Here is a 22,625-nt window from a genome sequence, read left to right on the forward strand (position 1 = left end):
TGACTATCGGTGGCTCACGTTGCCGGAACGGCCCTGAGCGTCGAACGAGAGTCGCACGGACTCGCGATCACCGGCGACTTCATCCGGCAGCCATACCAGCTTGCCGCCCTTGCGCACGATCACATACACGTGGCCGACTTCGGATGCGGGGTTCTGCAGGGCATTGCGCTGTACCTGCAGCGCCTGCGCCACACGCGGTACTGCCTCGAAATCAATGTTGGCCAGAGGCGTGCTGCTGCGCTGTAGGCTGATGGTGGGGGCGAACTGTTGTGGGTTCACTGGATTGCCCTTGCGCCACTGGCCGTGCTCGAAGTGGTAGCTGTCCACGTGCGTTGGTTGCTGGGGGTTGACGAGGTCCAGGTTGATGCGGCCATCGTCGTAGAAGTGGATGCTGTGGAACACCGTCAACCGGTGCCCGGCCAGTGCAGGCATCTGTTCCAGTGCCTGGCGGGCGGCCAGCAGGTAGTCCGCATCGAACAACCGGTTGCTGCGTTCGGGAACCGGCATTGATCGCGGTTCGGGAATCGGGGCGAGCGAAGCGGGCCTCTCGCGCGATGGCGGCATGGTGATCGGCGCGGTCGCGCGGTCAGCCTGCACCGAATGCCCCAGTGTTTCGCCTATCGTCTGCAGCGCACCACCGGCATCGGCGGCGCCAGCCAGCACCAGCAGCACGGCGGAAAATACCACGGGTGTGGAAGGCGGCCGCTTCATACAGCCTCCAGGCGCACATTGCTGCGGTCATCCGGGTCGTACAGCAGCGTGACCTGCTCGCGTGGAACGTTGGCCAGCTCGATCAACGGGATGAAGCGGCGCACGCTCACCTGCTGTATGCCACCTTCTCGGTCGGTATATTCCAGCTGGAACTCCACCTGCGGCTGTTCGTTGAGGTAGGTGCCGGTCTGGCGCACCTTCAATACCCGGGCCTCCACACCGATGCCGCGGTACTTCAGCGCGTCTCCGCGGGCATCGGCGTGCAGCAGGCGGCCGAGCAGGCGCAGGACCAGGGCGTAGCCGCACAACACCAGCGGGCACACCAGCAGTGGGTGGCCGAAGGTCAGGAAGGTCCAGCCCAGGCCCTCGCTCTGCAGCCGATAGGCCCACACATAGGCAGCGGCAACGGCTGCGATGCCGAGTGCTGCACCGATGCCGCGTCGCCACAGGCTGGCGACATTCAGTTCGGGCTGGGCACCGTCCAGTACCACGTTCGGGAACGCGCCCGGCACCCGGCTCAGGCGTGCATCGATGTGCCTGCCGACGCCGAAGCGCTGCAGTTGCGGCTTGCTGTCGACTACCAGCAGCTGTTCGCGGATCGGCGTGCCGGACAGGTTCTTGAAGGACAGCTGCAGTTTCCATTGCGCTAAGCCACGCACCTGCACGCCGGTCTGTTCAGCGTGTTCGATCAGCGCATCGCGTGGTTCGCCATCGGCGAGGATCGAGCGAACGCGATGCAGGGCGCGTGGTGGGCCGAGCAGCAGGAAATGCAGGAACGCGAACAGCAGAGCGAGCCATGCAGCGAGCGACAGTGCCAGCAGCAACAGTGCCAGCCACGGTGCACTGCGATCAGCCAGCGCCACCGGCCACGAGGTGCCGAAATAGAGAATGCAGGGGAAGGGCAACGTGAAGAACAGCAGGAACGCGCCCCAGAACCAGAGATAGGCCTTCATGGGGGGGGGGGGCAGACCGGTGGAACAGGCCGCGTAGGTTACTACGCTCAGCGGAACTGCAGGGTAAGCAGGTAGTAGCGGCCGAGCGGATCATCCAGCCCCGGCATCTGCCCGCCATTGCCGACCAGGTAGTTCACCGGTTGCGTGTCGAGCACGTTGTGCACGTCCAGCGCCGCGACGACGCGCGGGCCGAGGCGGCGTGCCAGGTGCAGGTTCCAGCGCAGCTGGCGCGGATTCATGCAGTGGTTCTGTTCGGCCTGATCCTGCGGGCATTCGGCCCCCGGCAGCCAGGCACGGGTGCGACCGACCTGGTTGCCGCGCAGGGCGACGTCCCAGTTGCTGTTCTGCCATTGCGCGTTCAACACCGCAGCCAGCTCGGGTGTCACATGGCCGCGCAGGTCCACGGCGGCCCCGTGGTCACGGCGCCGACGCAGTTCCTGCTGCTTCAGCGCATCGAGTGAGAACAACCATTGGCCGTTGCTGCCGCTGTCGATGCGGTATTCGCCACGCAGGACCCAGTTGCGGGAGGTGGTGCGGCCGATGTTGTCGAACGACAGCCGCAGGCTGCTCAGGTAGCCGTCGTCATCCAGCTCCCAGGTGCTGCGATTCCACACCGCATCGCTTGGCTGCAGGGCGAGGATCTCGTTGCGCAGTTCCACGATGTTGTGGGTCAGCGACAACGAAAACGTGTCGTTGGGTGTCCATGTGCCGGCCAGCGAATGGCTGCGCGATCGCTCGGCCTTCAGTGCATCGTTCTCAACCACGTTGGCCGTGACGCTGCAGCCGCCACTGGCCGTGGCCATTGCACATTCAGGAAGGGCACTGGACACCGGAAGCGTGATCGACCCGAAGTAGCCCGGGGGGCGCCGTTGCTCGAACAGGCTCGGCGCACGGTAGCCGCGTCCGCTGGCCAGCAGGAACGACCAGTGAGGCGTCGGGGTCCAGCGCAGTCCGGCACGTGGCGAGAACGCCATGAAGCCGTCGTCGCGGTCCCAGCGTGCGGCGAGGTCCGCGCGCAGCGTGGGTGCCAGTGGCAGGCCCAGCTCGGTATAGACACCGCTGCTTTGCCGCGACAGGCGGCGTTGCTGCTGCGGCAAACCCAATGCAAGGTCGCCCTGGCTCAGCAGCGCATCCGGATGCGAGGTCCAGCGCTCATGGCGCAGGTCTATGCCGGTCGCCAGTTGCGCATTGCCCCCGGCCATCGCCATCAGCTCACGCTGCACGCCCCACCAGCCCTGCCACTGTGCAGTGCTGCCGCGGTTGCGGATGGATGGGAACAGCGCGTCCATATCGGCTGCCGGCGGCGCGTCGAAGCCGGGAATGAACCTGCGTGCCTGCGTTGCTTCAAGCAGCAGCGCCGTGCGCACCGTGCCTGCCGTGGACAAGGTGACTTCGCTGCGCTGCGCACTGATGCCGGCTTCCCAGCTGCGCCGGCCCTGGTCACGTCCGATGCCGAAGGTGACGTCCGTATCGGTGGCGCGGACCTTGGGACGCACGTTGCCGGCCTCACGCAGCACACTGTTGAAGGTGATGCCCCGCGACACCACCGCAACGGCGGTCGGGCCCAGGTCGAAGCGCTGGCGGTTGTGACTGGCCCGCACCTCGGCATAGGCATAGCGTCCCTCACCCCGTTCGTGCCGGTAGCGCAGGTAGGCCGACGCGGTATCCGAGGCCGGTTGCAGCGAACGCGGCCGGGCGCTGTCGAACCAGCAGCCGTCCTCGCGCCGCTCCAGGGGCGGCTCGCAGCGCCGCGCGGGCACGTACCAGTTGCCCAGGATCGCGCCGATCGGATATAGCGAGGTTTCCGCATGCCAGTCACGCTGGTCACCGGCGACATGCTCGACACGGTGCAGATCGAGACCGGCAAACCAGCGGTCTCCGTTGCCACGCGCGCCGCCCGTGGCGGCCTGCAGGCGGTACTGGCCCGCGTCGCCACGGCTGCTGAGTCCGGTCTGCAGCATGGCTTCGGGCCCATCGGCCTGGTCGCGCAGGATGATGTTGACCACGCCGGACATGGCATCGGCGCCATAGATGGCCGAGGCACCGCCGCGTACCAGTTCGATGCGGTCGACGAAGCTCAGCGGAATGCCGCCGAGGTCGGTCAGCCCACCCTGTTCCAGCGACACCATCGGATAGCGCGGCAGGCGCCGGCCATTGACCAGGAACAGCGTCGCCCGCGGTCCCATGCCATCGAGGCTGGTGGTGGCCGCTGCACCCACCGGCAGGTACTGCGAATCGCCGCCGCGCGAGGTGCTCATGGCAGGATGGCCGTTCATGCCAGGCAGGTGCCGCAGCAGGTCGAACAGGTTGCCGTAGCCACTGCGCAGGATGTCGTCACGATCAATGGTGGTGACCGGCAGCGTGGTCTGCACCGAAGAGCGCGGCAGCCGGCTGCCGGTGACGTGGATGGGAGCCAGTTCCACCTGGTGCGGCGTGTCGGCGGACCTGGGAGGCGGGCGCGGCAGACGCGGGGCGGTGACCGCTGCTGGCGGCTTGGCAGGCTCGGCATGGACCCGCCGCACGACAAAAGCACCCGAGGACGTGCGCAGGATGTTCACCGGCAGGCCGGCAACCAGTTGCTTCAGCGAAACCCCGGTATCGCGCTGGCCACGGGTGCCATCGGTGCGCAGACCCTCCAGTTCACGTGCGTCGAACAGCAGGGCGGTGCCACTCTGCCGGGCCCATTGCTGCAGTGCCGGTACCAGTGGGCCGGCGCCCACGTCGATCGCCAGCGTGCCCGCGGGCGTGCCGGCATCGGCCATCGGTACTGCGGCAACGCCCAGGGCAAGGCATAGCAGGGCCCGGAGCAGCCCCCACTGCAGCGCACCCGGACCTGCCTTCACTGCCGGTCTCCTCAGTATGTGCGGCGCAGTTCCAGCGCGCCATCCGGACGCGTCTGGCCAGCCACGGACCACCCCAGTTCCAGCGCCGACAGCAGCTCCTGCGCATCGCCGGCACGGAAGGTACCGCTCACGGCCAGGCTGGCGATCTCAGGATCGGCGATCACCAGCGGCGTGCGGCCGTAACGGTTCATGCGTTCGACCACGATCGACAGGGGGGTGGCATCGAACACCAGTTGCCCCTGCAGCCAGCCTTCAGCGGCGGCAGTGGAGGAGAGGGCAGGGCCTGGCTGGATACGGCCGGAAGGCAGAACCTGCAGCTGCTGGCCGGGCGCCAGCGTGTGCTGCGCTGCGCCGCTGCTGACTTCGACGGCACCTTCCAGCAGCGCGACCTCGACCAGGCCGTCGCGCAGGCGTTCCACCTGGAAGGTCGTGCCGATGTCGCGGATCGTACTGTCGCCGGCGCGCAGTTGCAGCGCCTTGTTCGACGCTGCGACCTGCAGTTGCAGCCGGCCCTGCTCCAGCACCAGCTCACGATGGCGCCAGCCGAAGCGGGCGCGGAGAGTTGTGCCAGCATCCAGCATGGCGACGCTGCCATCGGCCAGCGTCTGCTGCTGTGGCTGGTGCGAATCATTGGCGTAGACCTGTGGCGTCGGGTTGCCGTCGACGGCAGCCATCCAGCCGATGCCGATCGCCATGCAGACACCGGCAGCAGCGGCCACGCCCGGCAACCAGCGCCGGCGCGGCGGACGCGCCGCGCGTGCCGCAGCGGTCCGCAGCCAAGGGTCAGCCGCAAGCCCAGCGCCCTGCTGGAACAGGGTTTCGGCCTGCACCCAGGCTTTGACGTGGGCCGGATCTTCGGCCAGCCAGTCCTCGAACGCTTCGCGTTCGGCCGACGTGCAGTCCGGGGCTTCCAGGCGGGCTACCCAGGCGCTTGCGCGTTCAAACAGCTGTGCATCATCCCTGTGCGGGGTGCCACTCATTGGCCGTCCCTGTCGTTATGCAGCGGATCCGATCCCAACTCCTGACGCAGGCCCTGCAGGGCGCGGGCGATATGTTTTTCCACGGTCTTGGCAGTAATTCCACAATGCCGCGCGATCTGCGTGTAGCTCATGCCGGTAATGCGGTTGAGCAGATAGACCTCGCGTGCGCGTTCGGGCAGCTTGAACAGGGCCTGCCGCAGCAGGGACAGCATCTGCCCTGACTCGGCCTGGCGCAATGGATCGGGCGAGGAACTGGACGGTTCGTCGCTGCCATCGTGTTCGGCCAGCGGCAGATGCGGCCGCGACAGCGGTGAGCGGCCGCGGTCTGCCAGGCGGTTGCGGGCGATACGATACAGCAGCAGGCGCAGTTCGTCCGGGCCCTGTGCGCGGTAGCGGATCAGCCGCTCCATGCAGTCCTGCGCGATATCCTCCGCATCCTCAGGCCCAACCCCCCGCGTGCGCAGGAACGCGCACAGCGGTGCGCGCTCTTCGCGCACGAACGCGATGAAGGCATCCGCAGGTGCGGGCAGCTCCGGCGCGCGATGGAGCAGGGGAGACGGGGTGGACAGGGCTGGCCTCGACGGTGGGTGGCGAATGCGTCGTCGAGTTTTACGCGACGATGACCGGATGGGGAAGAGTGTGCATCGATCGAATTGCCATTGTGAATGTATTCATTTTCCAGGATCCGTTCCACTGGGGGAGATCATCCCGCTGCGGCGTTGATCGCTCCATCCGCGTGTTGCGGGTGGAGAGAGAACACATGAAGTACTCGACGTTGAGCCTGGCCCTGGCCGGGCTGATGGGCGTTGCCGCCATAGCCGTGGTGGATGACGTCATGGCAACCAATTATCACGTGCAGGGCGATCGCATCTTCCTGAGTGGAGATGTGACCTACGCCGACGCGGTGTCCCTGCCGGCATTGCTGGCCAAGGCACAGGCCGAAGGCCGGCCGGTCCGTGAGGTGGTGCTGCGTACGTCCAATGGTGGCGCGTTGATCGCCGGGGAGTGGCTGCAGGGCATCATCCGCACCTCCGGGCTGAACACCATCGTGTCCGGCAATTGCATCTCGTCCTGCTCGATCATGCAGTCCGGCGGCGTCGAGCGCTATCTGGCCGGCGATCTGCCGCTCATCGACTCGGTGCAGATGCACGCAGCCAGCAGCGGCGGCAAGGTGATCTACACGCCGTCGCCGCGCATGACCCAGATCTATAGTGGCAACTACGGTGGTGGCATGGATGCCGGGCTGCTGCACAAGGTCATGTATGAAGTGGTGAAGCCGAACGACCTGCTGGTGTTGCGCGATCCGGCACGCGGCACCGGTCCCTCGGTCACCTTCGACCCCGATGGCAGTGGCAGCAAGCTGTAGTCGTTCCCCGGCCAGGACATCTACAGCAACAGGATCATCACCGCGAACGGGTACCGCGATCCGGGCGACACCCTGAACGTCACCGCCAACGTGACCGGTGACATCAATCCCGGCTACCTGCGCACCGGACGCCAGCTGCAGGCATTCGTCGACGACGACTTCACACGCTGGAATACCGACTGGCGATCCGCCTACATCAATGTCGCACAGAGCATCTACACCGCATCCAGCCACGACCCGCAGGGCATCGGTGCGCTCTCGGTGCAGGGTTACCTCAGTGACCCGGACATCCAGGGCCTGTTGCTGTCCAAGCTGCGGCTGGCTGATCTGGATGTCTCCACGCTCGACAACGCCATGGCCAGCGATGGCTCTGGTTTCACCGGAGATGTGCGCGCGCTGGACGTGGGCGGCTACCTCGATGCGACGTACGCGCGCGGCTATCTGTCGGCGGCCGTGCGCTACACCGATCTGCGGCATGAGACCCGTCGCAGCATCGGCGGTATCGATGGCCTGCAGCAGCCCCTGCGCGCGAAGTACAGCAACGATGCGATCTCCGCACGTGTTGAACATGCGTTCTCGTTCACCACCGGCAAGGGCCTGGTGATCCAGCCGTTGCTGCCGGTGGTGGATTACGCGCGCACTTCGGCCACGCGCTTCAATGAAGGGGAGGGCGCCGGAGCACTGATCGGTCGCAGCGGCAGCCTGGAGAGCATCCGCGTGGGTGCGGGCCTGCAGCTGTTCAAGACGTTCGAAGGCAACAACGGCGAGCGCATCACCCCGCGCGCCCGGGTGGTCTGGCAGAAGGAGCCGGGTGATTCGCAGGTCCGTTACAGCACCGGTTTTGCTGCAGCACCGGACGTGGTGTTCGGCGCCAGCAGCCAGGCGGTGGGCGAGCAGGTGCTGGCCTGGAACCCGGGCGTGACCAGCCGCGCCAGCGAACGGTTGTCGATCATGGCCGCCGACTATGTGGGCGAGCGCCGCGACGGGCAGATCCAGAGCGGCGTGATGCTGGGCCTGGGCTACAGGTTCCAAGTGGCACCCGGCACCGGCGATGACGGCATCGCCGGTGCCATCCCAACGCGGGCGCTGCTGCGGTATGGTCGGTATGGCATTCCACCCAGGCCCATCCATGCAGATCGCCGTCTTCAGTGCCCGTCCCTACGACCGCCGCTTCCTTGGTGAGGCGAACCAGCGCGATGCGGCTGGGGACGGATTTGCGTTCGTGTACTTCGATGTGGCGCTGGACGTGCACACGGCGGCGCTGGCGCAGGATTGCGCAGCCGTATGCGTGTTCGTCAACGACCGCCTGGATGCGCCGGTGCTGCACACCCTGCATGCGGTGGGGGTGCGGGCCGTGCTGCTGCGATGCGCAGGTTTCAACAACGTGGATCTGGCCACCGCGAAAGCGCTGGACCTGTTCGTGGCGCGGGTGCCGGCCTATTCGCCCGAAGCCGTGGCCGAGCATGCATTGGCGCTGGTGATGACCCTCAACCGGCAGACCCATCGCGCCTACAACCGCGTGCGCGAGGGCAACTTCATGCTCGATGGCCTGCTCGGGCGAACCCTGCATGGCCGCACCGTCGGCATTGTGGGTACCGGCAAGATCGGCCTGGCCACTGCGCGCATCTTCAAGGGCATGGGTTGCACGGTACTGGGGCATGACCCGTATCCGTCGCCGGCCTTTGCCGCGGTGGGCGACATGGTGGGGGTGGACGAACTGCTGGCGCGCGCCGACATCGTGTCGCTGCATTGCCCGCTGACGCCCGAGACCCAGCACCTGATCAACGACGCGTCGCTGGCGCGGATGAAGCCAGGCGCGATGCTGGTCAACACCTCGCGTGGGGCACTGGTCGATACCCATGCGGTGATCCGCGCGCTGAAGTCGCGGCGGCTCGGCCACCTGGCCATCGACGTCTACGAGCAGGAAAGCGCGCTGTTCTTCCAGGACCTTTCCGGCGAGATCATCGACGACGAGGCCTTCCAGCGCCTGATGACCTTCCCCAACGTGCTGGTGACCGGCCACCAGGGCTTCTTCACCGTGGAGGCGCTGCAGGAGATCTCGGCGATCACGCTGAGGAACCTGCGGGACTTTGCCGAGGGGCGGGTGTGTGCGAACCGGGTGTAGCGGGCTGAGCCGGGTGGATTGACCGCCGGGGCGCCCAGCCCGTAAAATCGCGGGCTCCGCCGGAATAGCTCAGTTGGTAGAGCGGCGCATTCGTAATGCGTAGGTCGCAGGTTCGACTCCTGTTTCCGGCACCAGTTGCAATGAAAAGCCCCGGCCTTTGGCCGGGGCTTTTTGTTTGGCCGATTGGCGGCGCGACGCCATCAACGCCGCGCCATCCCCGCATCCTTCGCCAGCCACCACGCCAGCTGCCGGAGATAACCACCCGCTGCTCCCGCCAATGCGCCGATCAGCAGGCGTGCGAGCACTCTGGTCCCGCGGCTGGCCCGCTCGCGTACCCATGGCAGCACCGCGACCACCTGCGCACCCAGCAACAGCATCAGTACGTCCAGTCCCGACGCATCCACCAGCGGCAACAACGGCAGCAGATCCGGATTGCAGGCCAGCACGATCACCAGCGTAGCCCCAAGCACGGCCATCAGCCGGCGCCCGGCGGGCAGGGTGGTCCAGCGCAGCAGTCGTTCGATCATGCGCATGACGTTCCTCGGGTCATGCGCGAGAACCCTCGTCAGGCCCAACCGCCCGCACCGGTTGCCGCAGCACGGTCTTCAATCTCGCCGCGTCGGTCTTTCGCGGATCACTCAGGTAGATCTCATGGTGCGGGCCGGCAAAGGTGTAGCCCAGCGAAGGCATCAGCTCGTCGTGCAGACGAGCCAGGATCGGTCCTTCGTCATCGTAGGCGCCTACATGCAGGGTCTGCATGCAGAGGCCTTCCTCAAGCACCCTATGACGAAGGCCAGCCGGTGTCTCGCCCAGCTTCTTCGTCGCCTTGGCAATGGCGGTCTCCAGTTGCCCTGGGCTGATCCCATCCGGCGTACGGATCATCACCGTCCACGACCACTCGTCCTTGCGGCGTGCCACAAAGCTCGCCGGGTCGTCGGCGGTCCAAAGCGCTTCCAGCGGCGGCACTACGTAGTCCCGGCCCTCGGCCTTCAGCGCGAACTTCAGTGCATAGCTCACTGCATACAGCCACTGCACCGACTGCAGGTAAGCCGGGGCGCTATTCGGGTCGCCGCGGCCGTCGATCATCAGGTAATGCAACGGCGGCACCTCCACTTGGACGAACCGGCCTGCCGGGGGCTGGTACAGCGCCCGGTCGCGCTTCTTGAAGTCGATCTTGTCCATGGCGTCCCTCCTGCCTGGAGCATCCCATGTTCCTGTCTGTCCGCGCACCTGAATCTGTTCAGGCGACTTTGCCGAGCGCGGCGGATCACCGGCCGATGCCATCGTGCGTGCGCGGTGCGACAACGTGTCGCAGCCAGAATCGGGCCTTTCCTGCGCTCGATCAATGTCAATGCCTTTCTTAAATGATGGGTGACGGCCTAAAATTGAAAGGCTGACTCGACCCCACCTGCCTGCCTGTCTTCCGGACCGGTGGGACCGGCTTTGGCCGGAACAGGCAGGGACGGGGAACGGCATTCCCTCGCAATTGGATCGACCGATGATTCCGTTGAAAACCCTTGGGCGCTGGTTGCGCCCGGGCCTGCTGCTGTCGTTGCTGGTGATGCTCACCGGCTGCGATGCCGTGGCCATCCTCAGTCCGAAGGGCCAGATCGGCCAGGATGAGAAGACCCTGCTGATCACGGCCACCGTGCTCATGCTGCTGGTCGTCATCCCGGTCATCATCATGACCCTGACCTTCGCGTGGAAGTATCGCGCCTCCAACACCAAGGCCCGTTACGAGCCGAAGTGGTCCCACTCGACGGCGATCGAAGTGGTGGTGTGGTCGATCCCGTGCATGATCGTGCTGGTGCTGGCGGTCCTGACCTGGCGCTCGTCGCACGCACTGGATCCGTACCGTCCGCTGGATTCGGACGTCAAGCCGGTCACCATCGAGGCGATCTCGCTGGACTGGAAGTGGCTGTTCATCTATCCGGAAGAGAAGGTGGCGGTCGTCAACGAAATCAAGTTCCCGGTCAACACGCCACTGAACTTCAAGATCACGTCCGATTCGGTGATGAATGCGTTCTTCATCCCGCACCTGGGCAGCATGATCTACTCGATGGCTGCGATGGAGACCAAGCTCCACCTGATCGCCAACGAGACCGGTGAATTCCCGGGCATGTCTTCCCACTACAGCGGCGCGGGCTTCGCCAAGATGCACTTCACCGCCTACTCGGTCACCGATGCCGAATACCGCCAGTGGCTGGACCAGGTCCGCGCCGGCGAGCAGACCCTGGACAAGGCCTCGTTCAAGGCCCTGGGCGAAGCACGCAACGCCGAGTGGTATCCGGTCACCTACTTCGGCAAGACCGAAGAAGGCCTGTTCGACTGGGTCATCGCCAAGCACATGGGCGACAACAAGCATTACGGCATGAAGCACTCGCATGCCGGTGCCGCCGCTGCCGACGCCGCCACCCATGAAGCGCACGAGGGCCACGCCCCCAGTGATGCGCATGATTCCAAGGAATCGGGTGAAAACCTGGATGCCAACGAACACGAACACGCAGGCCATGCCGGCCACGCGGGTTCGGGAGAATGAACATGTTGGGAAAACTCTCTCTTGAGTCGATCCCCCACGATCCGATCGTGCTGACCACCCTGGTCGGCGCGGTGCTGGGTGGCCTGGGCGTCGTCGCCCTGATCACCAAGTTCAAGCTGTGGGGCTATCTGTGGAAGGAGTGGTTCACCTCGGTGGACCACAAGAAGATCGGCGTGATGTACCTCATCGTCGCCTTCGTCATGCTGCTGCGCGGCTTCTCCGACGCCATCATGATGCGCACCCAGCAGGCGCTCGCCGTCGGCGGGTCCGAGGGCTACCTGCCGCCGCACCACTACGACCAGATCTTCACCGCCCACGGCGTGATCATGATCTTCTTCGTGGCGATGCCGCTGATCACCGGCCTGATGAACCTGGCCGTGCCGCTGCAGATCGGTGCGCGTGACGTTGCGTTCCCGTTCGTCAACTCGCTCAGCTTCTGGCTGTTCGTGGCGGGCGCGGTGCTGATCATGCTGTCGCTGTGGATCGGTGAGTTCGCCGCCACCGGCTGGCTGGCGTTCCCGCCGTTGTCGGGTATCGAATACAGTCCAAGCGTCGGCATGGACTACTACATCTGGGGCCTGCAGGTGGCGGGTTTGGGTACCACGCTGAGTGGTATCAACTTCTTCATCACCATCCTGAAGATGCGTACCCCCAGCATGAAGCTGATGCAGATGCCGGTGTTCACCTGGACTGCCCTGGTGACCAACGTGCTGATCGTCGCTGCCTTCCCGGTGCTGACCATCACCCTGGTGCTGCTGACCCTGGACCGTTACCTGGGTACGCACTTCTTCACCAATGACGGTGGCGGCAACGCCATGCTGTACATCAACCTGATCTGGATCTGGGGTCACCCGGAGGTGTACATCCTGGTCCTGCCGGCGTTCGGTGTGTTCTCCGAAGTCATCGCGACCTTCTCGCGCAAGGCGCTGTTCGGCTACAAGGGCATGGTCTACGCCACCGCCTGCATCGGCGTGCTGTCGTTCATCGTGTGGCTGCACCACTTCTTCACCATGGGCTCGGGTGCCAACGTCAATGCCTTCTTCGGCATCACGACGATGATCATCTCGATCCCCACCGGCGTGAAGATCTTCAACTGGCTGTTCACCATGTTCCGCGGTCGCGTGCACTTCACCACCCCGGTGCTGTGGACGATCGGCTTCATGGTCACCTTCGTCATCGGCGGCATGACCGGCGTGATGCTGGCGATCCCGGCCATCGACTTCGTGCTGCACAACAGCCTGTTCCTGATCGCCCACTTCCACAACGTCATCATCGGCGGCGTGGTGTTCGGCATGTTCGCCGGCATCACTTACTGGTGGCCGAAGATGTTCGGCTTCCGCCTCAACGAGTTCTGGGGCAAGTGCGCGTTCTGGTGCTGGTTCATCGGCTTCTACGTGACCTTCATGCCGATGTACGTGCTGGGCTTCATGGGCATGACCCGTCGCCTGCAGAGCACCGTCAACCCGGCCTACGAGCCGCTGCTGCTGATCGCCGCCGCAGGTGCCTTCATTGTGGGTGCCGGCATCCTGTGCCAGATCATCCAGGTGGCCGTGTCGATCCGCGACCGCAAGAAGACCGTCGACCTGACCGGCGACCCGTGGGATGCCCGTACGCTGGAGTGGGAAACCTCCTCGCCGCCGGCCTTCTACAACTTCGCGACCCTGCCGGACGTCACCGAGCTGGACGATTTCTGGGAACGCAAGCAGCGTGGTGAAGCCTGGCCGAAGCCGGCCAAGTACACCGACATCCACATGCCGCGCAACACCGGCACGGGCGTTGTCATCGGTGCCTTCAGCCTGGTGTTCGGCTTCGCGATGATCTGGCACATCTGGTGGCTGGCCATCGTCGGCTTCGTCGGCATGATCGCCACGTTCATCTACCGCACCTTCGACCAGGACGTGGACTACTGGGTCCCGGCCGCCGAGGTGGAACGCATCGAGAACGCACACCGCAAGCACCTGGAAGCCCAGGGCCTGGTGAAGTCGGAGCTGAAGGCATGAGCACCAATACCTCGACCCTGAGCCACGGGCACGCCGCACACGCGGCGGCCCATGGCCATGACGACCACGAGCACCACGACACCGGCGGCAACACCGTCTTCGGTTTCTGGGTGTACCTGATGAGCGACTGCCTCATCTTCGCCTCGCTGTTCGCCACCTACGTGGTGCTGGCAGGCGGTACCGATGGTGGCCCCACCGCGAAGGACCTGTTCGAGCTGCCGTTCGTGGCGTGGGAAACCGCGCTGCTGCTGACCTCGTCGCTGACCTTCGGCCTGGGCATGATTGCCATGCACCGCAAGCAGATGGGCCAGATGTACCTGTGGCTGGGCATCACCTGGCTGCTGGGCTTCGGCTTCATGTGCATGGAAGTGTGGGAGTTCCAGCATCTGATCCATCAGGGCTACGGTCCGGACCGCAGTGCCTTCCTGTCGGCGTTCTTCGCCCTGGTCGGTACCCACGGCCTGCACGTCAGCGCGGGCCTGCTGTGGCTGCTGGTGATGTTCGTGCAGCTGAAAAAGTACGGCCTGACCGCGACCAACAAGACCCGCATGGCGTGCCTGAGCCTGTTCTGGCACTTCCTGGACCTGATCTGGATCGGCGTGTTCTCCGTCGTCTACCTCAATGGAGCGCTGTAATGGCACATGACAACCATGCACACGACCACGGCACCGGCGGCGAAAGCCACGGCAGCGTGAAGTCGTACCTGATCGGCTTCGTGCTGGCGGTGGTGCTGACCGTCATCCCGTTCTGGATGGTGATGTCGGGCGATTTCTCGCGCACCGTCAATGGTGTGGTGATCGCGGTCACCGCGGTGCTGCAGATGCTGGTCCACCTGGTGTTCTTCCTGCACCTGGACCGCTCTTCGGAAAGCCGCTGGAACGTCAACGCTGCGGCCTTCACCGTCGTGGTGATCGGCATCATCGTGATGGGCACCCTGTGGGTCATGCACAACATGAACGTGCACATGATGCACTGACGTCCTCGCGACGTTGCCACGCAGAAAGGCCGCCCTCGGGCGGCCTTTCTGTTTGTCGCGCCCACCGGGAATGCCACGCGCGGTGGTAGTGCCGGCCGCTGACCGGCAATCGCGGGAAGCCGGCCAGCGGCCGGCTTTACCCCGCCACCCGGCGCAGAAACTCCTCTGCCTCCATCGGCCGGCCCAGGTGGTAGCCCTGCAGCTGGTCGCAGCCCAGCTCGCTCAGGTACTCGCGCTGCGCCTGCGTTTCCACGCCTTCGGCCACCACCTGCAACTGCAGGGTGCGGCCCAGCGCAATGATCGACGACACGATGGCGGCATCTTCGTCGTTGCATTCCAGATCACGAACGAACGCGCGGTCGATCTTCAGTTCGGTGGCCGGCATGCGCTTGAGGTACAGCAGGCTGGAATAGCCGGTGCCGAAGTCGTCGATGGCGATGTGCACGCCCATCGTGGTCAGGTCGTTGAGGATGGCCAGGCTGGCATCGACGTCCTTCATCGCGGTGGTCTCGGTGATCTCCAGGGTCAGCCGGGCCGGTTCGATCCGATGCCGCTGCAGTACTTCGCGCACGCTGTCCAGAAGCGCCGGCGAGGCGAACTGCAGCGGCGACAGGTTCACCGCCATCGACCAGTCTGCGTGGCCGGCGTCATGCCATGCCCGCAGCTGCGCGCAGGCCTGGTCCAGTACCCAGTCACCGATCGGCAGGATCAGGCCGCTGCGTTCGGCGATCGGAATGAACACGTCCGGTGCCAGCAGGCCCAGCTCCGGGTGCTGCCAGCGCAGCAGCGCTTCGGCGCCGGTGGCCGGTGCGCCCGCGGCCGGGAATTTGGGCTGGTAATGCAGGATCAGTTCGTTGCGGGCGATGGCCTTGCGCAGGTCCTGCAGCAGGCGCAGCTGGCGATTGGCACTGAGCTGCATCGAGGGAGTGAAGAAGGTATAGCCGTTCCGCCCGGTTTCCTTGGTGTGGTACATCGCCGCATCGGCGTGCGCCATCAGTTCGCGCTCATTGCTGGCGTCGTCCGGGTACAGGGCGATGCCCAGGCTGGCGCTGACCTGCAGCTCGGCTGCATCCAGCAGGAATGGTTCGCCCGCCGCCGCGATGATCCGCTCGGCGACCACCACTGCATCGTCGGGAACATCGATGGCCAGCACGATCACGAACTCGTCGCCGCCGAGGCGGGCGAAGGTGTCCTGTGGCCGCAGCAGGCCGCCGATACGCTGCGCCACCGCCACCAGCAGGCGATCTCCCAGCTGGTGTCCGTACGCATCATTGACCGCCTTGAAGCCGTCCAGGTCGCAGAACATCACTGCCACCGCCTGGTTGCGCCGCCGCGCCTTCTCGATGGCCTGCTCGATGCGGTCCTGCAGCAGCATGCGGTTGGGCAGCTGGGTCAGCGGGTCGTGCAGGGCGGCCTGGATCAGCTTGTCGTTGGCGTGTGCCAGTGAATCGGCCAGCAGCCCGGTGCGCACGCGCATCTGCCGGTCGAACAGCGAGGCGACCAGGGCTATACCCAGTGTGGCCACGGTGGTGACGATCACCAGCACCGCCAGCCAGCGCGTGTCGATGCCGCCGCTTCCCACCGCGCCACAGATGCTGCCCTCCGGGAAGCGCGCTGCGGCCATGCCGGTGTAATGCATGCCGACGATGGCCAGGCCCATCACCAGTGAGGCAAGCAGGCGCAGGCGCGTGGTGTTGCGCTGTTCGGCACGTAGCCGGAAGGCGATCCACAACGCCGCACCCGCAGCGCCGATGGCCACCGCAATGGAGGCGGCGAACCAGCCCGGGTGATAGTCGATGCCCGGCTGCATGCGCATCGCCGCCATGCCCAGGTAGTGCATGGTGGCGATGCCCAGGCCCATCAGCACGGCCCCGGCCAGCAGCCGGCGCCAGGGCAGGCTGGGCCGCGACACCAGCCACAGCGCATAGGCCGAGGCGCCGATCGAGACCGCCAGCGAGTACAGGGTGATGCCAAGGTCGTAACCCACCGGAATCGGCAGGTCGAAGGCGAGCATGCCGATGAAGTGCATCGACCAGATGCCCAGGCCCATGGCCGCCGCCCCCCCGGCCAGCCACCAGCGGGCCACGCGACCCTCGGCCGTGGCCAGGCGGCCGGCCATGTCCAGCGCCGTGTACGAAGCAAGAATGGCCACCAGCAGGGAGATGGCGACCAGGCTCTGACTGTAACTGCCAGTCATGTTGAATCCAGAGGGAGAGGGAGGGGCGCCCGCAAGGCGCACGCCCGCGACAGCTATCGGCGCGGGTGGACGGGACTTGAGCGGTCGCAGCAGCTGCGACCTGGCTCGGCTATCCTGCCACGCCTGTTCCCATTGCTGGAAATCATCCGATGGCAAAAGCCCGCACCGCCTACGTCTGCAATGAATGCGGCGCCGAATTCAGCAAGTGGCAGGGGCAGTGCACCGAGTGCAACGCCTGGAACTCGTTGTCGGAGATCGTGCTGGAGAGCGCGGCGGCGGCCAAGGCGCCGGCCTCGCGGCGGGCCGGCTGGGCCGGGAAGATCGACCCGCCGAAGATCACCGCGCTGAAAGACGTGGAGCAGACCGAGCATCGCCGGGTCTCCACCGGCATCGGCGAGTTCGACCGCGTGCTGGGCGGCGGCCTGGTCGAAGGCGCGGTGGTGCTGGTGGGCGGCGACCCGGGCATCGGCAAGTCGACGCTACTGCTGCAGGCGGTGGCGAAGATGGCCGCTGAACTGCCAGTGCTGTACGTCACCGGCGAGGAGTCGCTGGCCCAGGTGGCTGGCCGTGCGCATCGCCTGGAGCTGCCGCTGGACGGCGTCAATGCGCTGGCCGAGACCGGCGTCGAGTCGATCCTGCAGCACGCGGCCAAGGCCGGCCCGCGGCTGATCGTGGCCGACTCGGTGCAGACCCTGTGGACCGAAACGCTGACCGCGGCGCCCGGCTCCGTAAGCCAGGTGCGCGAGAGCGCGGCACGGCTGGTGCGCTTTGCCAAGGAAACCGGCACTGCGGTGTTCCTGGTCGGCCACGTCACCAAGGAGGGCGGCATCGCCGGCCCGCGCGTGCTGGAGCACATGGTTGATGCGGTGCTGTACTTCGAAGGCGAGAGCGGCAGCCGCTTCCGCCTGTTGCGCGCCTTCAAGAACCGGTTTGGTGCGGTGAACGAACTGGGCGTGTTCGCGATGGGGGACAAGGGCCTGAAGGAAGTCTCCAATCCATCGGCCATCTTCCTGTCCGGCGGCAGTACCCATCAGCCGGGCAGCTGCGTGATGGTCACCCGCGAGGGCACGAGGCCCCTGCTGGTGGAGGTGCAGGCGCTGGTCGATGCATCGCCGCTGTCGAACCCGCGCCGTGTCGCGGTCGGCCTGGAGCAGAACCGCCTGGCGATGCTGCTGGCGGTGCTGCATCGGCACGGCGGCGTGCTGGTCGGCGACCAGGACGTGTTCGTCAACGTGGTCGGCGGCATCCGCGTGCAGGAGACCGCCGCCGACCTGCCGGTGCTGCTGGCGGTGCTGTCCTCGCTGCAGGATCGGCCGCTGGCGGAAAAGACGATTGCCTTTGGCGAGGTTGGCCTGTCCGGCGAGATCCGCCCGGTGCCCAATGGCGAGGACCGCCTGCGCGAGGCGGCCACCCATGGTTTCAAGCGCGCCATCGTGCCCAAGGCCAACGCGCCCAAGGGCGGCTCGGTGAAAGGCATGGAAGTGATCGCGGTGGAGCGGCTGTCCGAGGCTATCGACGCGGCATGATGCCAGCCCTGTAGAGCCGAGCCCACGCTCGGCTGCTTTCTGTGGAGTCGAGCCATGCTCGACTGGTGGTCGAACAGCAGCCGAGCATGGGCTCGGCTCTACAAGTGTCCAATGCAGTAACGGTCAGCTTCACTGTGCTAGTTTTTCCCGCTCGACGAAGACGCCCTCTGGCGTCTTTCCGTGCCCAGGAGTAAACGATTACATGCAGGACACCGCGCTCACCGCCCCCAACGCCGAGATCCGTCGCGCCGGGGTCGATCTCAATGGACTGATGACGGTGCTGGGCAAGCACCTGTATTCCACCCCGGTGGTGGCGCTGCGCGAACTGGTGCAGAACGCGCACGACTCGATCATCCGCCGCCGCATCGAACAGCCCGGCGTCGCAGTGCCGTCGCGCATCTCGGTGCAGGTCGATGCCGGTGCCGGCGTGCTGCGCATCTCCGATACCGGTGCCGGCCTGACCCGCCAGGAGATCCACGATTACCTGGCCACCGTCGGCGTCGGCTATACCCGTGGCCTGCGCCAGGGCGGCGAGGACGATGAGGGCCTGATCGGCATGTTCGGCCTCGGGTTCCTGTCGGCCTTCGTGCTGGCGCGCCGGGTCAGCGTGCGCACCACCTCGTACCAGACCCCGGACCTGGGCCATCTATACGTGTCCAGCAATGCCGAGCAGTACACGGTAAGCGAAGTACCGGCACGTGCGGTCGGCACCGAGGTGGAGCTGGAGCTGCATCCTGATTTCCTGCCGCTGGCCAACGAGGCGCGCCTGCACGAGGTGCTGGGCCGCTACTGCGCGCTGCTGTCCGAGCCGATCTTCATTGGCGCTGCGACCGAGGCGATCAATCCCGAGCCGCCACCGTGGCGCGATCAGGGGGATGTTGCCGTGCATCCGGTGCAGGCCCGCCGCCAGGCGCTGCAGTTCGCCGCGCGGTTCGAGCATGATTTCGCGCCGATCGTCACCGTGCCGTTGCGTGCCGATGGCAACAGCGATGCCACCGGCCTGCTGTGGGTGCAGGACGGCGCCACCTATGGCACCAGCGACAACCGCAACCTGTCGGTGTTCGTGCGCGGCATGCTGCTGGATGACGACGCGCGCGACCTGCTGCCGCCGTGGGCCGGTTTCATCGGCGGGGTGATCGAATCCTCGCGGTTGACGCCCACCGCCAGCCGCGAAGACCTGCAGCGCGATGACCAGTACCGCGCGGTGCAGCATGCACTGCTGGAGGCGCTGATCGACGGCCTGGCCGACGTCGCGAAACAGCAGCCGGAAGCCTGGCGGCGCGTGCTGACCCGCCACAACGAGGCCCTGCTGGGTGCGGCACTGTGCGATGAGCGCCTGTTCGAACTGCTGATGGAGCATGTGCGGGTGCCGACCTCGCAGGGCGATCTGCCGGCCAGCGCGTTGCCGGCGCGCGGTGCCGTGCATGTCATCCTCGACAACGGCGGTGGCTTTGAAGAGATGCTGTTCCGCGCGATGGGCGTGCCGGTCGCGCATGGCCATCGCTACGCGGTGGTGCCGTTCCTGCGACGCTGGGCACAGGCCAAGGGCCTGCGCCTGGTCGAGCTGGGTACCGAGCAGGGCAACCGTGCGCTGTTCCGCAGTGATGACAGCCTCGACGAGGCGCAGCTGGCCTGGCTGCGCGAACAACTGGGTGACGGCGAACAGTTGCTGCCGGCACGCTTCAGCCCGGAGGCGCTGCCGGTGGTGGTGGTGCCCGACCGCGAGGCCGAGCTGAAGCAGCGGCTGGAAGACGACGAGAACGACAAGCGCGTCTCGATGGCCGCGCTGCGCCTGGCGCGCCAGTTCACCGCGCGCATCGAATCGCGCGCACCGTCGCGGCTGTATCTCAATCTCGACAACCCGGCGGTGCAGGCACTGCTGCGCGCCCAGCGCGAGGGCCACCCACAGGCCGAGGCTGCGGCGCGCCTGCTGCGCTCGCTGAAAATCATCGTCGCCGCGCAGGGCCGCCCGCTGGCACGCACGAACGCTACGCCCGGCCCGGATCTCAACGGCGCCTTCACCGATATCGCCGGTGCCCTGCAGCAGATGCTGCGCTGAGCACCGCACCTTCTCATCCAGCCTTCGCTAGACAGGAGCATTCATCCCCATGGACATCTGGAACTGGGTCGAAAAACTGCAGGGTGACCTGCGCCAGGCCGGCCAGGCGCAGAACGCGCACCTGCTGAACCGTCTCGCCGACGAGGTCAGTGAACTGCAGATCGACCGCGTCGATGCGCTGCTGCCCGAGGCGCGTGCGCTGGGCAAGGCGCTGGACAACCCGTGGGTCGACGTCTATGTCGGCCACTGGGCCCTGCGCAACCGCGTCGGCAACCGCGTGGAAGGCGAGAGCGCACTCGGCGAAGCCGTAGCGCTGTTTGAACGGGCACATCGCGAGGACACGCTGGAGTGCCCGCAGTCGATCTGCGTGACCCAGGACCTGGCGGCCTGCTACGGCAACATCGATGGCCCGGGCTGGGTGCCCGAGCGCATCGAGGTCTGCGATGAAACACTGGGTCGCATCGACCCGAGCTGGGCCTGTTTCCAGTGCCTGAGCTGCGAGAAGGCCGATGCGCTGCTTGATGATGGCCGTGGCCAGGCGGCACTGGATTACCTGCAGGTGCAGGCCGATGCCGTGGAGGCCTGTGGCAAGGAAGTGTTCGACAGCTTCCCGGAGATGCAGATCAAGATCCTGCTCGCTGTTGGCCGCGCAGACGAGGCACTGGCGCTGATCGAGAAGCGCGAGGCCGAAGTGGCCGCCTCCGGGGAGTACGAGCCGGCCAACTGCACGGTGCCGCGTCGCCTGTCCAAGACCTGGGCGCTGGCCCAGCTGGGCCGCGACGAAGAGGCGCTGCAGCAGCTGGTGCCGTGGAGCGAGCTGACCCCGAACTACTGGCGGTTGTGGGCGAACACCGCCGCCGCGCTGTGCCAGCGTGACCCGGCACGCAATACCTGGGATCTGGGTACGCGCTTCAATACGATCATCGAACACTTCGCGCGCGTCGGATCGCATCGCCTGCTGATCGAAGTGGCAGCGTTGAGCCTGGAGCTGGCGCTGCAGCGCGGTGCGCGCTGGGTCGCGCTGCGCCAGTTGGAACTGGCCCGCACCCATCTGGCGCAGCTGCGCCAGGACCGTGGTGCCGCGGCCCTGGTGGCCGGCCTGGCCGCGCGCATCGAGGCATTGCCGGACGTCGCGCCGCTGCCGGTGCCGGCCGGCGAGCTGCTGGCATGGCTGGACGCGCAGGGCGAACAGAACCAGGCGCGCGACCCCGAGCGCGAGGCGCAGTGGTTGCTGCAGGCGCATGCCGAGCTGCCCGATGACGAGGCGCTGGCCGAGATGGCGGCCTCGGCGCTGAACGCCTGCGGCGCGCAGGCCGAAGCGCGAGCGCTGCTGTGGCGGTTCGTACGCAGCCATGCGCAGAACGATGGCCCCGCGGCCTACACGCTGATGCGCTGGCTGGCCGAGCAGGGGGACGACGACGGCCTGCGCCAGTTGGCCGAGGTCTACCGCAGCAGCGTGCCGGTGTTCGCGCACTGGTGCGAGGTGCAGCGCGCACGCCGCGTGTCCGACTGGCCGGCGCTGGAGCAGGCGGCCCGATCGCTGCTGGAACTGTCTCCGGGCTCGCACGGCGCGCGCGGCACGCTGGCGCGCATGTACATGGACACCGGTCGCTTCAGCGAAGCGCAGGCGTGCTATGCACAGCTGGTGGAGCTGCTGGAGGAGCCCAATGCCGCGCATTGGGACCACATGAGCGCAGCCAGCGCGGCGCGCGACTGGGACGCCGTGCGCCGCTCGGCGGCGGCGCTTGGCATGGAATTGTCCAGCCAGGAAGGTGTGGTCGAGGAGCCATGGGGCTGGGTGATCATCCGCAGCGAAGAGAACGGCGAGCCGATGGAGTACTACGCCCGTCGCAGCGGTCCGGTGACCGCGCGCATCGTCGAGAACGCGCCGTCCAACCGCGCCCAGCAGGTGGGCGACTGGGTGGTGTTCGATGCCGCGCTGGTGCATCCGGCACCCGAGGAGGAGGAAGCTCGCGAGCATTTCATCCCGACCTACTCGCAGGTGCATGTGCTGGAGCGCGGCGGCTTCGCCCGCAGCTGGATGATCGATGGCGCGCACCCGGGCGAAGAGGCCTGGAACACCTTCGTCGAGGCGGCCGAAGCACAGGGCTGGAAGGTGTGGTCACACAGTCGACCGGACTACACCGTCACCGACCCCGATGTGGAGGAGGGGACGCTGCCGGGCCTGCTATTCACGGTGGCCCAGCCGCAGGACCATGCACCGCTGGCACTGCACCGCTTCCTCCAGCAGCAGACCGCGACGTGGCCGCATCCGCATTGCTGGCTGCGCCTGGCTGAAGCCTGTGACCAGGATCGCCAGCCGCATCTGGACGTGATCGAGCGTTACGGG

Annotated in this window: 16 protein-coding genes, 1 tRNA gene and 1 pseudogene; 10 read left to right on the forward strand and 8 right to left on the reverse strand. The window is 66.4% G+C overall.

The features are described from left to right. Window positions 1-3: 3 nt before the first annotated feature. From N5C25_RS12695 to N5C25_RS12715, 5 genes are read right to left on the reverse strand one after another with little or no spacing between them, the layout of a single operon-like run. On the reverse strand, window positions 4-711 hold the full coding sequence (locus tag N5C25_RS12695) for a hypothetical protein (RefSeq protein WP_251102500.1): 708 nt from the start codon (window positions 709-711) through the stop codon (window positions 4-6). Further along, the gene (locus N5C25_RS12700) at window positions 708-1,664 is read right to left on the reverse strand and encodes a hypothetical protein (RefSeq protein WP_279937030.1); all 957 of its coding nucleotides are present in this window, start codon (window positions 1,662-1,664) and stop codon (window positions 708-710) included. Before N5C25_RS12700 ends, N5C25_RS12695 begins: the two co-directional genes overlap by 4 nt. A 47-nt stretch (window positions 1,665-1,711) precedes the next feature. Then, window positions 1,712-4,507, reverse strand: coding sequence for a TonB-dependent receptor (locus N5C25_RS12705; RefSeq protein ID WP_058979878.1), 2,796 nt, complete (start codon window positions 4,505-4,507; stop codon window positions 1,712-1,714). Between the two features lie 11 nt (window positions 4,508-4,518). After that, window positions 4,519-5,487 carry a DUF4880 domain-containing protein gene (locus N5C25_RS12710; protein WP_251102498.1) on the reverse strand — a complete coding sequence of 323 codons (969 nt, stop codon included), beginning with the start codon at window positions 5,485-5,487 and terminating at the stop codon, window positions 4,519-4,521. Then, window positions 5,484-6,017: an RNA polymerase sigma factor gene (locus N5C25_RS12715; protein WP_279937036.1), complete on the reverse strand. Its 534-nt coding sequence runs from the start codon at window positions 6,015-6,017 to the stop codon at window positions 5,484-5,486. The genes N5C25_RS12710 and N5C25_RS12715 overlap by 4 nt, the downstream gene beginning before the upstream one ends. A gap of 230 nt (window positions 6,018-6,247) precedes the next feature. Between N5C25_RS12715 and N5C25_RS12720 the strand changes: the two are divergent. The 3 genes and pseudogenes from N5C25_RS12720 to N5C25_RS12730 form a co-directional block, all read left to right on the forward strand. Beyond that, window positions 6,248-7,882: pseudogene (locus tag N5C25_RS12720) on the forward strand (autotransporter domain-containing protein); the annotation flags it as partial. Between the two features lie 100 nt (window positions 7,883-7,982). Beyond that, entirely contained in the window at window positions 7,983-8,978 is a 996-nt protein-coding gene (locus N5C25_RS12725) for a 2-hydroxyacid dehydrogenase (RefSeq protein ID WP_058979879.1), read from the forward strand. 58 nt (window positions 8,979-9,036) lie between these two features. Then, window positions 9,037-9,112, forward strand: a tRNA-Thr gene (locus N5C25_RS12730). Between the two features lie 66 nt (window positions 9,113-9,178). Here the strand turns inward: N5C25_RS12730 and N5C25_RS12735 are convergent. After that, entirely contained in the window at window positions 9,179-9,511 is a 333-nt protein-coding gene (locus N5C25_RS12735) for a hypothetical protein (RefSeq protein WP_058979897.1), read from the reverse strand. A 13-nt stretch (window positions 9,512-9,524) separates the two neighbouring features. Continuing rightward, on the reverse strand, window positions 9,525-10,160 hold the full coding sequence (locus N5C25_RS12740) for a GyrI-like domain-containing protein (RefSeq protein ID WP_279937031.1): 636 nt from the start codon (window positions 10,158-10,160) through the stop codon (window positions 9,525-9,527). Window positions 10,161-10,476: 316 nt separating this feature from the next. On the opposite strand from N5C25_RS12740, the gene cyoA reads away from it, so the two are divergent. Genes cyoA through cyoD form a run of 4 tightly spaced genes read left to right on the forward strand, consistent with a single transcriptional unit; the run spans window position 10,477 to window position 14,493 of the window. Beyond that, window positions 10,477-11,517, forward strand: coding sequence for a ubiquinol oxidase subunit II (cyoA, locus tag N5C25_RS12745; RefSeq protein ID WP_014646391.1), 1,041 nt, complete (start codon window positions 10,477-10,479; stop codon window positions 11,515-11,517). A gap of 2 nt (window positions 11,518-11,519) precedes the next feature. Further along, window positions 11,520-13,517 (forward strand): cytochrome o ubiquinol oxidase subunit I, encoded by a 1,998-nt coding sequence (gene cyoB / locus N5C25_RS12750; RefSeq protein ID WP_058979901.1) that lies wholly within the window; start codon window positions 11,520-11,522, stop codon window positions 13,515-13,517. Next, entirely contained in the window at window positions 13,514-14,152 is a 639-nt protein-coding gene (gene cyoC, locus N5C25_RS12755; protein ID WP_019659274.1) for a cytochrome o ubiquinol oxidase subunit III, read from the forward strand. The genes cyoB and cyoC overlap by 4 nt, the downstream gene beginning before the upstream one ends. Further along, window positions 14,152-14,493, forward strand: coding sequence for a cytochrome o ubiquinol oxidase subunit IV (gene cyoD / locus N5C25_RS12760; RefSeq protein WP_279937032.1), 342 nt, complete (start codon window positions 14,152-14,154; stop codon window positions 14,491-14,493). The genes cyoC and cyoD overlap by 1 nt, the downstream gene beginning before the upstream one ends. 136 nt (window positions 14,494-14,629) lie before the next feature. Here the strand turns inward: cyoD and N5C25_RS12765 are convergent, their stop codons facing one another. Continuing rightward, window positions 14,630-16,690 (reverse strand): bifunctional diguanylate cyclase/phosphodiesterase, encoded by a 2,061-nt coding sequence (locus N5C25_RS12765; protein ID WP_058979903.1) that lies wholly within the window; start codon window positions 16,688-16,690, stop codon window positions 14,630-14,632. Between the two features lie 149 nt (window positions 16,691-16,839). Here N5C25_RS12765 and radA point away from each other — a divergent pair, with 149 nt between their 5' ends. The 3 genes from radA to N5C25_RS12780 all read left to right on the forward strand — a co-directional run. Beyond that, the gene (gene radA / locus N5C25_RS12770; RefSeq protein ID WP_019659272.1) at window positions 16,840-18,216 is read left to right on the forward strand and encodes a DNA repair protein RadA; all 1,377 of its coding nucleotides are present in this window, start codon (window positions 16,840-16,842) and stop codon (window positions 18,214-18,216) included. A gap of 202 nt (window positions 18,217-18,418) precedes the next feature. After that, window positions 18,419-20,275: an ATP-binding protein gene (locus N5C25_RS12775; protein WP_279937033.1), complete on the forward strand. Its 1,857-nt coding sequence runs from the start codon at window positions 18,419-18,421 to the stop codon at window positions 20,273-20,275. 49 nt (window positions 20,276-20,324) lie between these two features. Then, on the forward strand, window positions 20,325-22,625 hold a 2,301-nt coding region (locus tag N5C25_RS12780; protein WP_279937034.1), incomplete at its 3' end, for a hypothetical protein.

It is taken from the genome of Stenotrophomonas sp. GD03958 (assembly GCF_029839005.1).
Lineage (GTDB): Bacteria > Pseudomonadota > Gammaproteobacteria > Xanthomonadales > Xanthomonadaceae > Stenotrophomonas > Stenotrophomonas hibiscicola.

What these genes read in the sequence shown, in the direction of transcription:
- N5C25_RS12695 (WP_251102500.1), bottom strand. Translation starts at nt 711, where the DNA reads ATGAAGCGGCCGCCTTCCACACCCGTGGTATTTTCCGCCGTGCTGCTG.
- N5C25_RS12700 (WP_279937030.1), bottom strand. Translation starts at nt 1,664, where the DNA reads ATGAAGGCCTATCTCTGGTTCTGGGGCGCGTTCCTGCTGTTCTTCACG.
- N5C25_RS12710 (WP_251102498.1), bottom strand. Translation starts at nt 5,487, where the DNA reads ATGAGTGGCACCCCGCACAGGGATGATGCACAGCTGTTTGAACGCGCA.
- N5C25_RS12725 (WP_058979879.1), top strand. Translation starts at nt 7,983, where the DNA reads ATGCAGATCGCCGTCTTCAGTGCCCGTCCCTACGACCGCCGCTTCCTT.
- N5C25_RS12735 (WP_058979897.1), bottom strand. Translation starts at nt 9,511, where the DNA reads ATGCGCATGATCGAACGACTGCTGCGCTGGACCACCCTGCCCGCCGGG.
- N5C25_RS12740 (WP_279937031.1), bottom strand. Translation starts at nt 10,160, where the DNA reads ATGGACAAGATCGACTTCAAGAAGCGCGACCGGGCGCTGTACCAGCCC.
- cyoA (WP_014646391.1), top strand. Translation starts at nt 10,477, where the DNA reads ATGATTCCGTTGAAAACCCTTGGGCGCTGGTTGCGCCCGGGCCTGCTG.
- cyoB (WP_058979901.1), top strand. Translation starts at nt 11,520, where the DNA reads ATGTTGGGAAAACTCTCTCTTGAGTCGATCCCCCACGATCCGATCGTG.
- cyoC (WP_019659274.1), top strand. Translation starts at nt 13,514, where the DNA reads ATGAGCACCAATACCTCGACCCTGAGCCACGGGCACGCCGCACACGCG.
- cyoD (WP_279937032.1), top strand. Translation starts at nt 14,152, where the DNA reads ATGGCACATGACAACCATGCACACGACCACGGCACCGGCGGCGAAAGC.
- N5C25_RS12765 (WP_058979903.1), bottom strand. Translation starts at nt 16,690, where the DNA reads ATGACTGGCAGTTACAGTCAGAGCCTGGTCGCCATCTCCCTGCTGGTG.
- radA (WP_019659272.1), top strand. Translation starts at nt 16,840, where the DNA reads ATGGCAAAAGCCCGCACCGCCTACGTCTGCAATGAATGCGGCGCCGAA.
- N5C25_RS12775 (WP_279937033.1), top strand. Translation starts at nt 18,419, where the DNA reads ATGCAGGACACCGCGCTCACCGCCCCCAACGCCGAGATCCGTCGCGCC.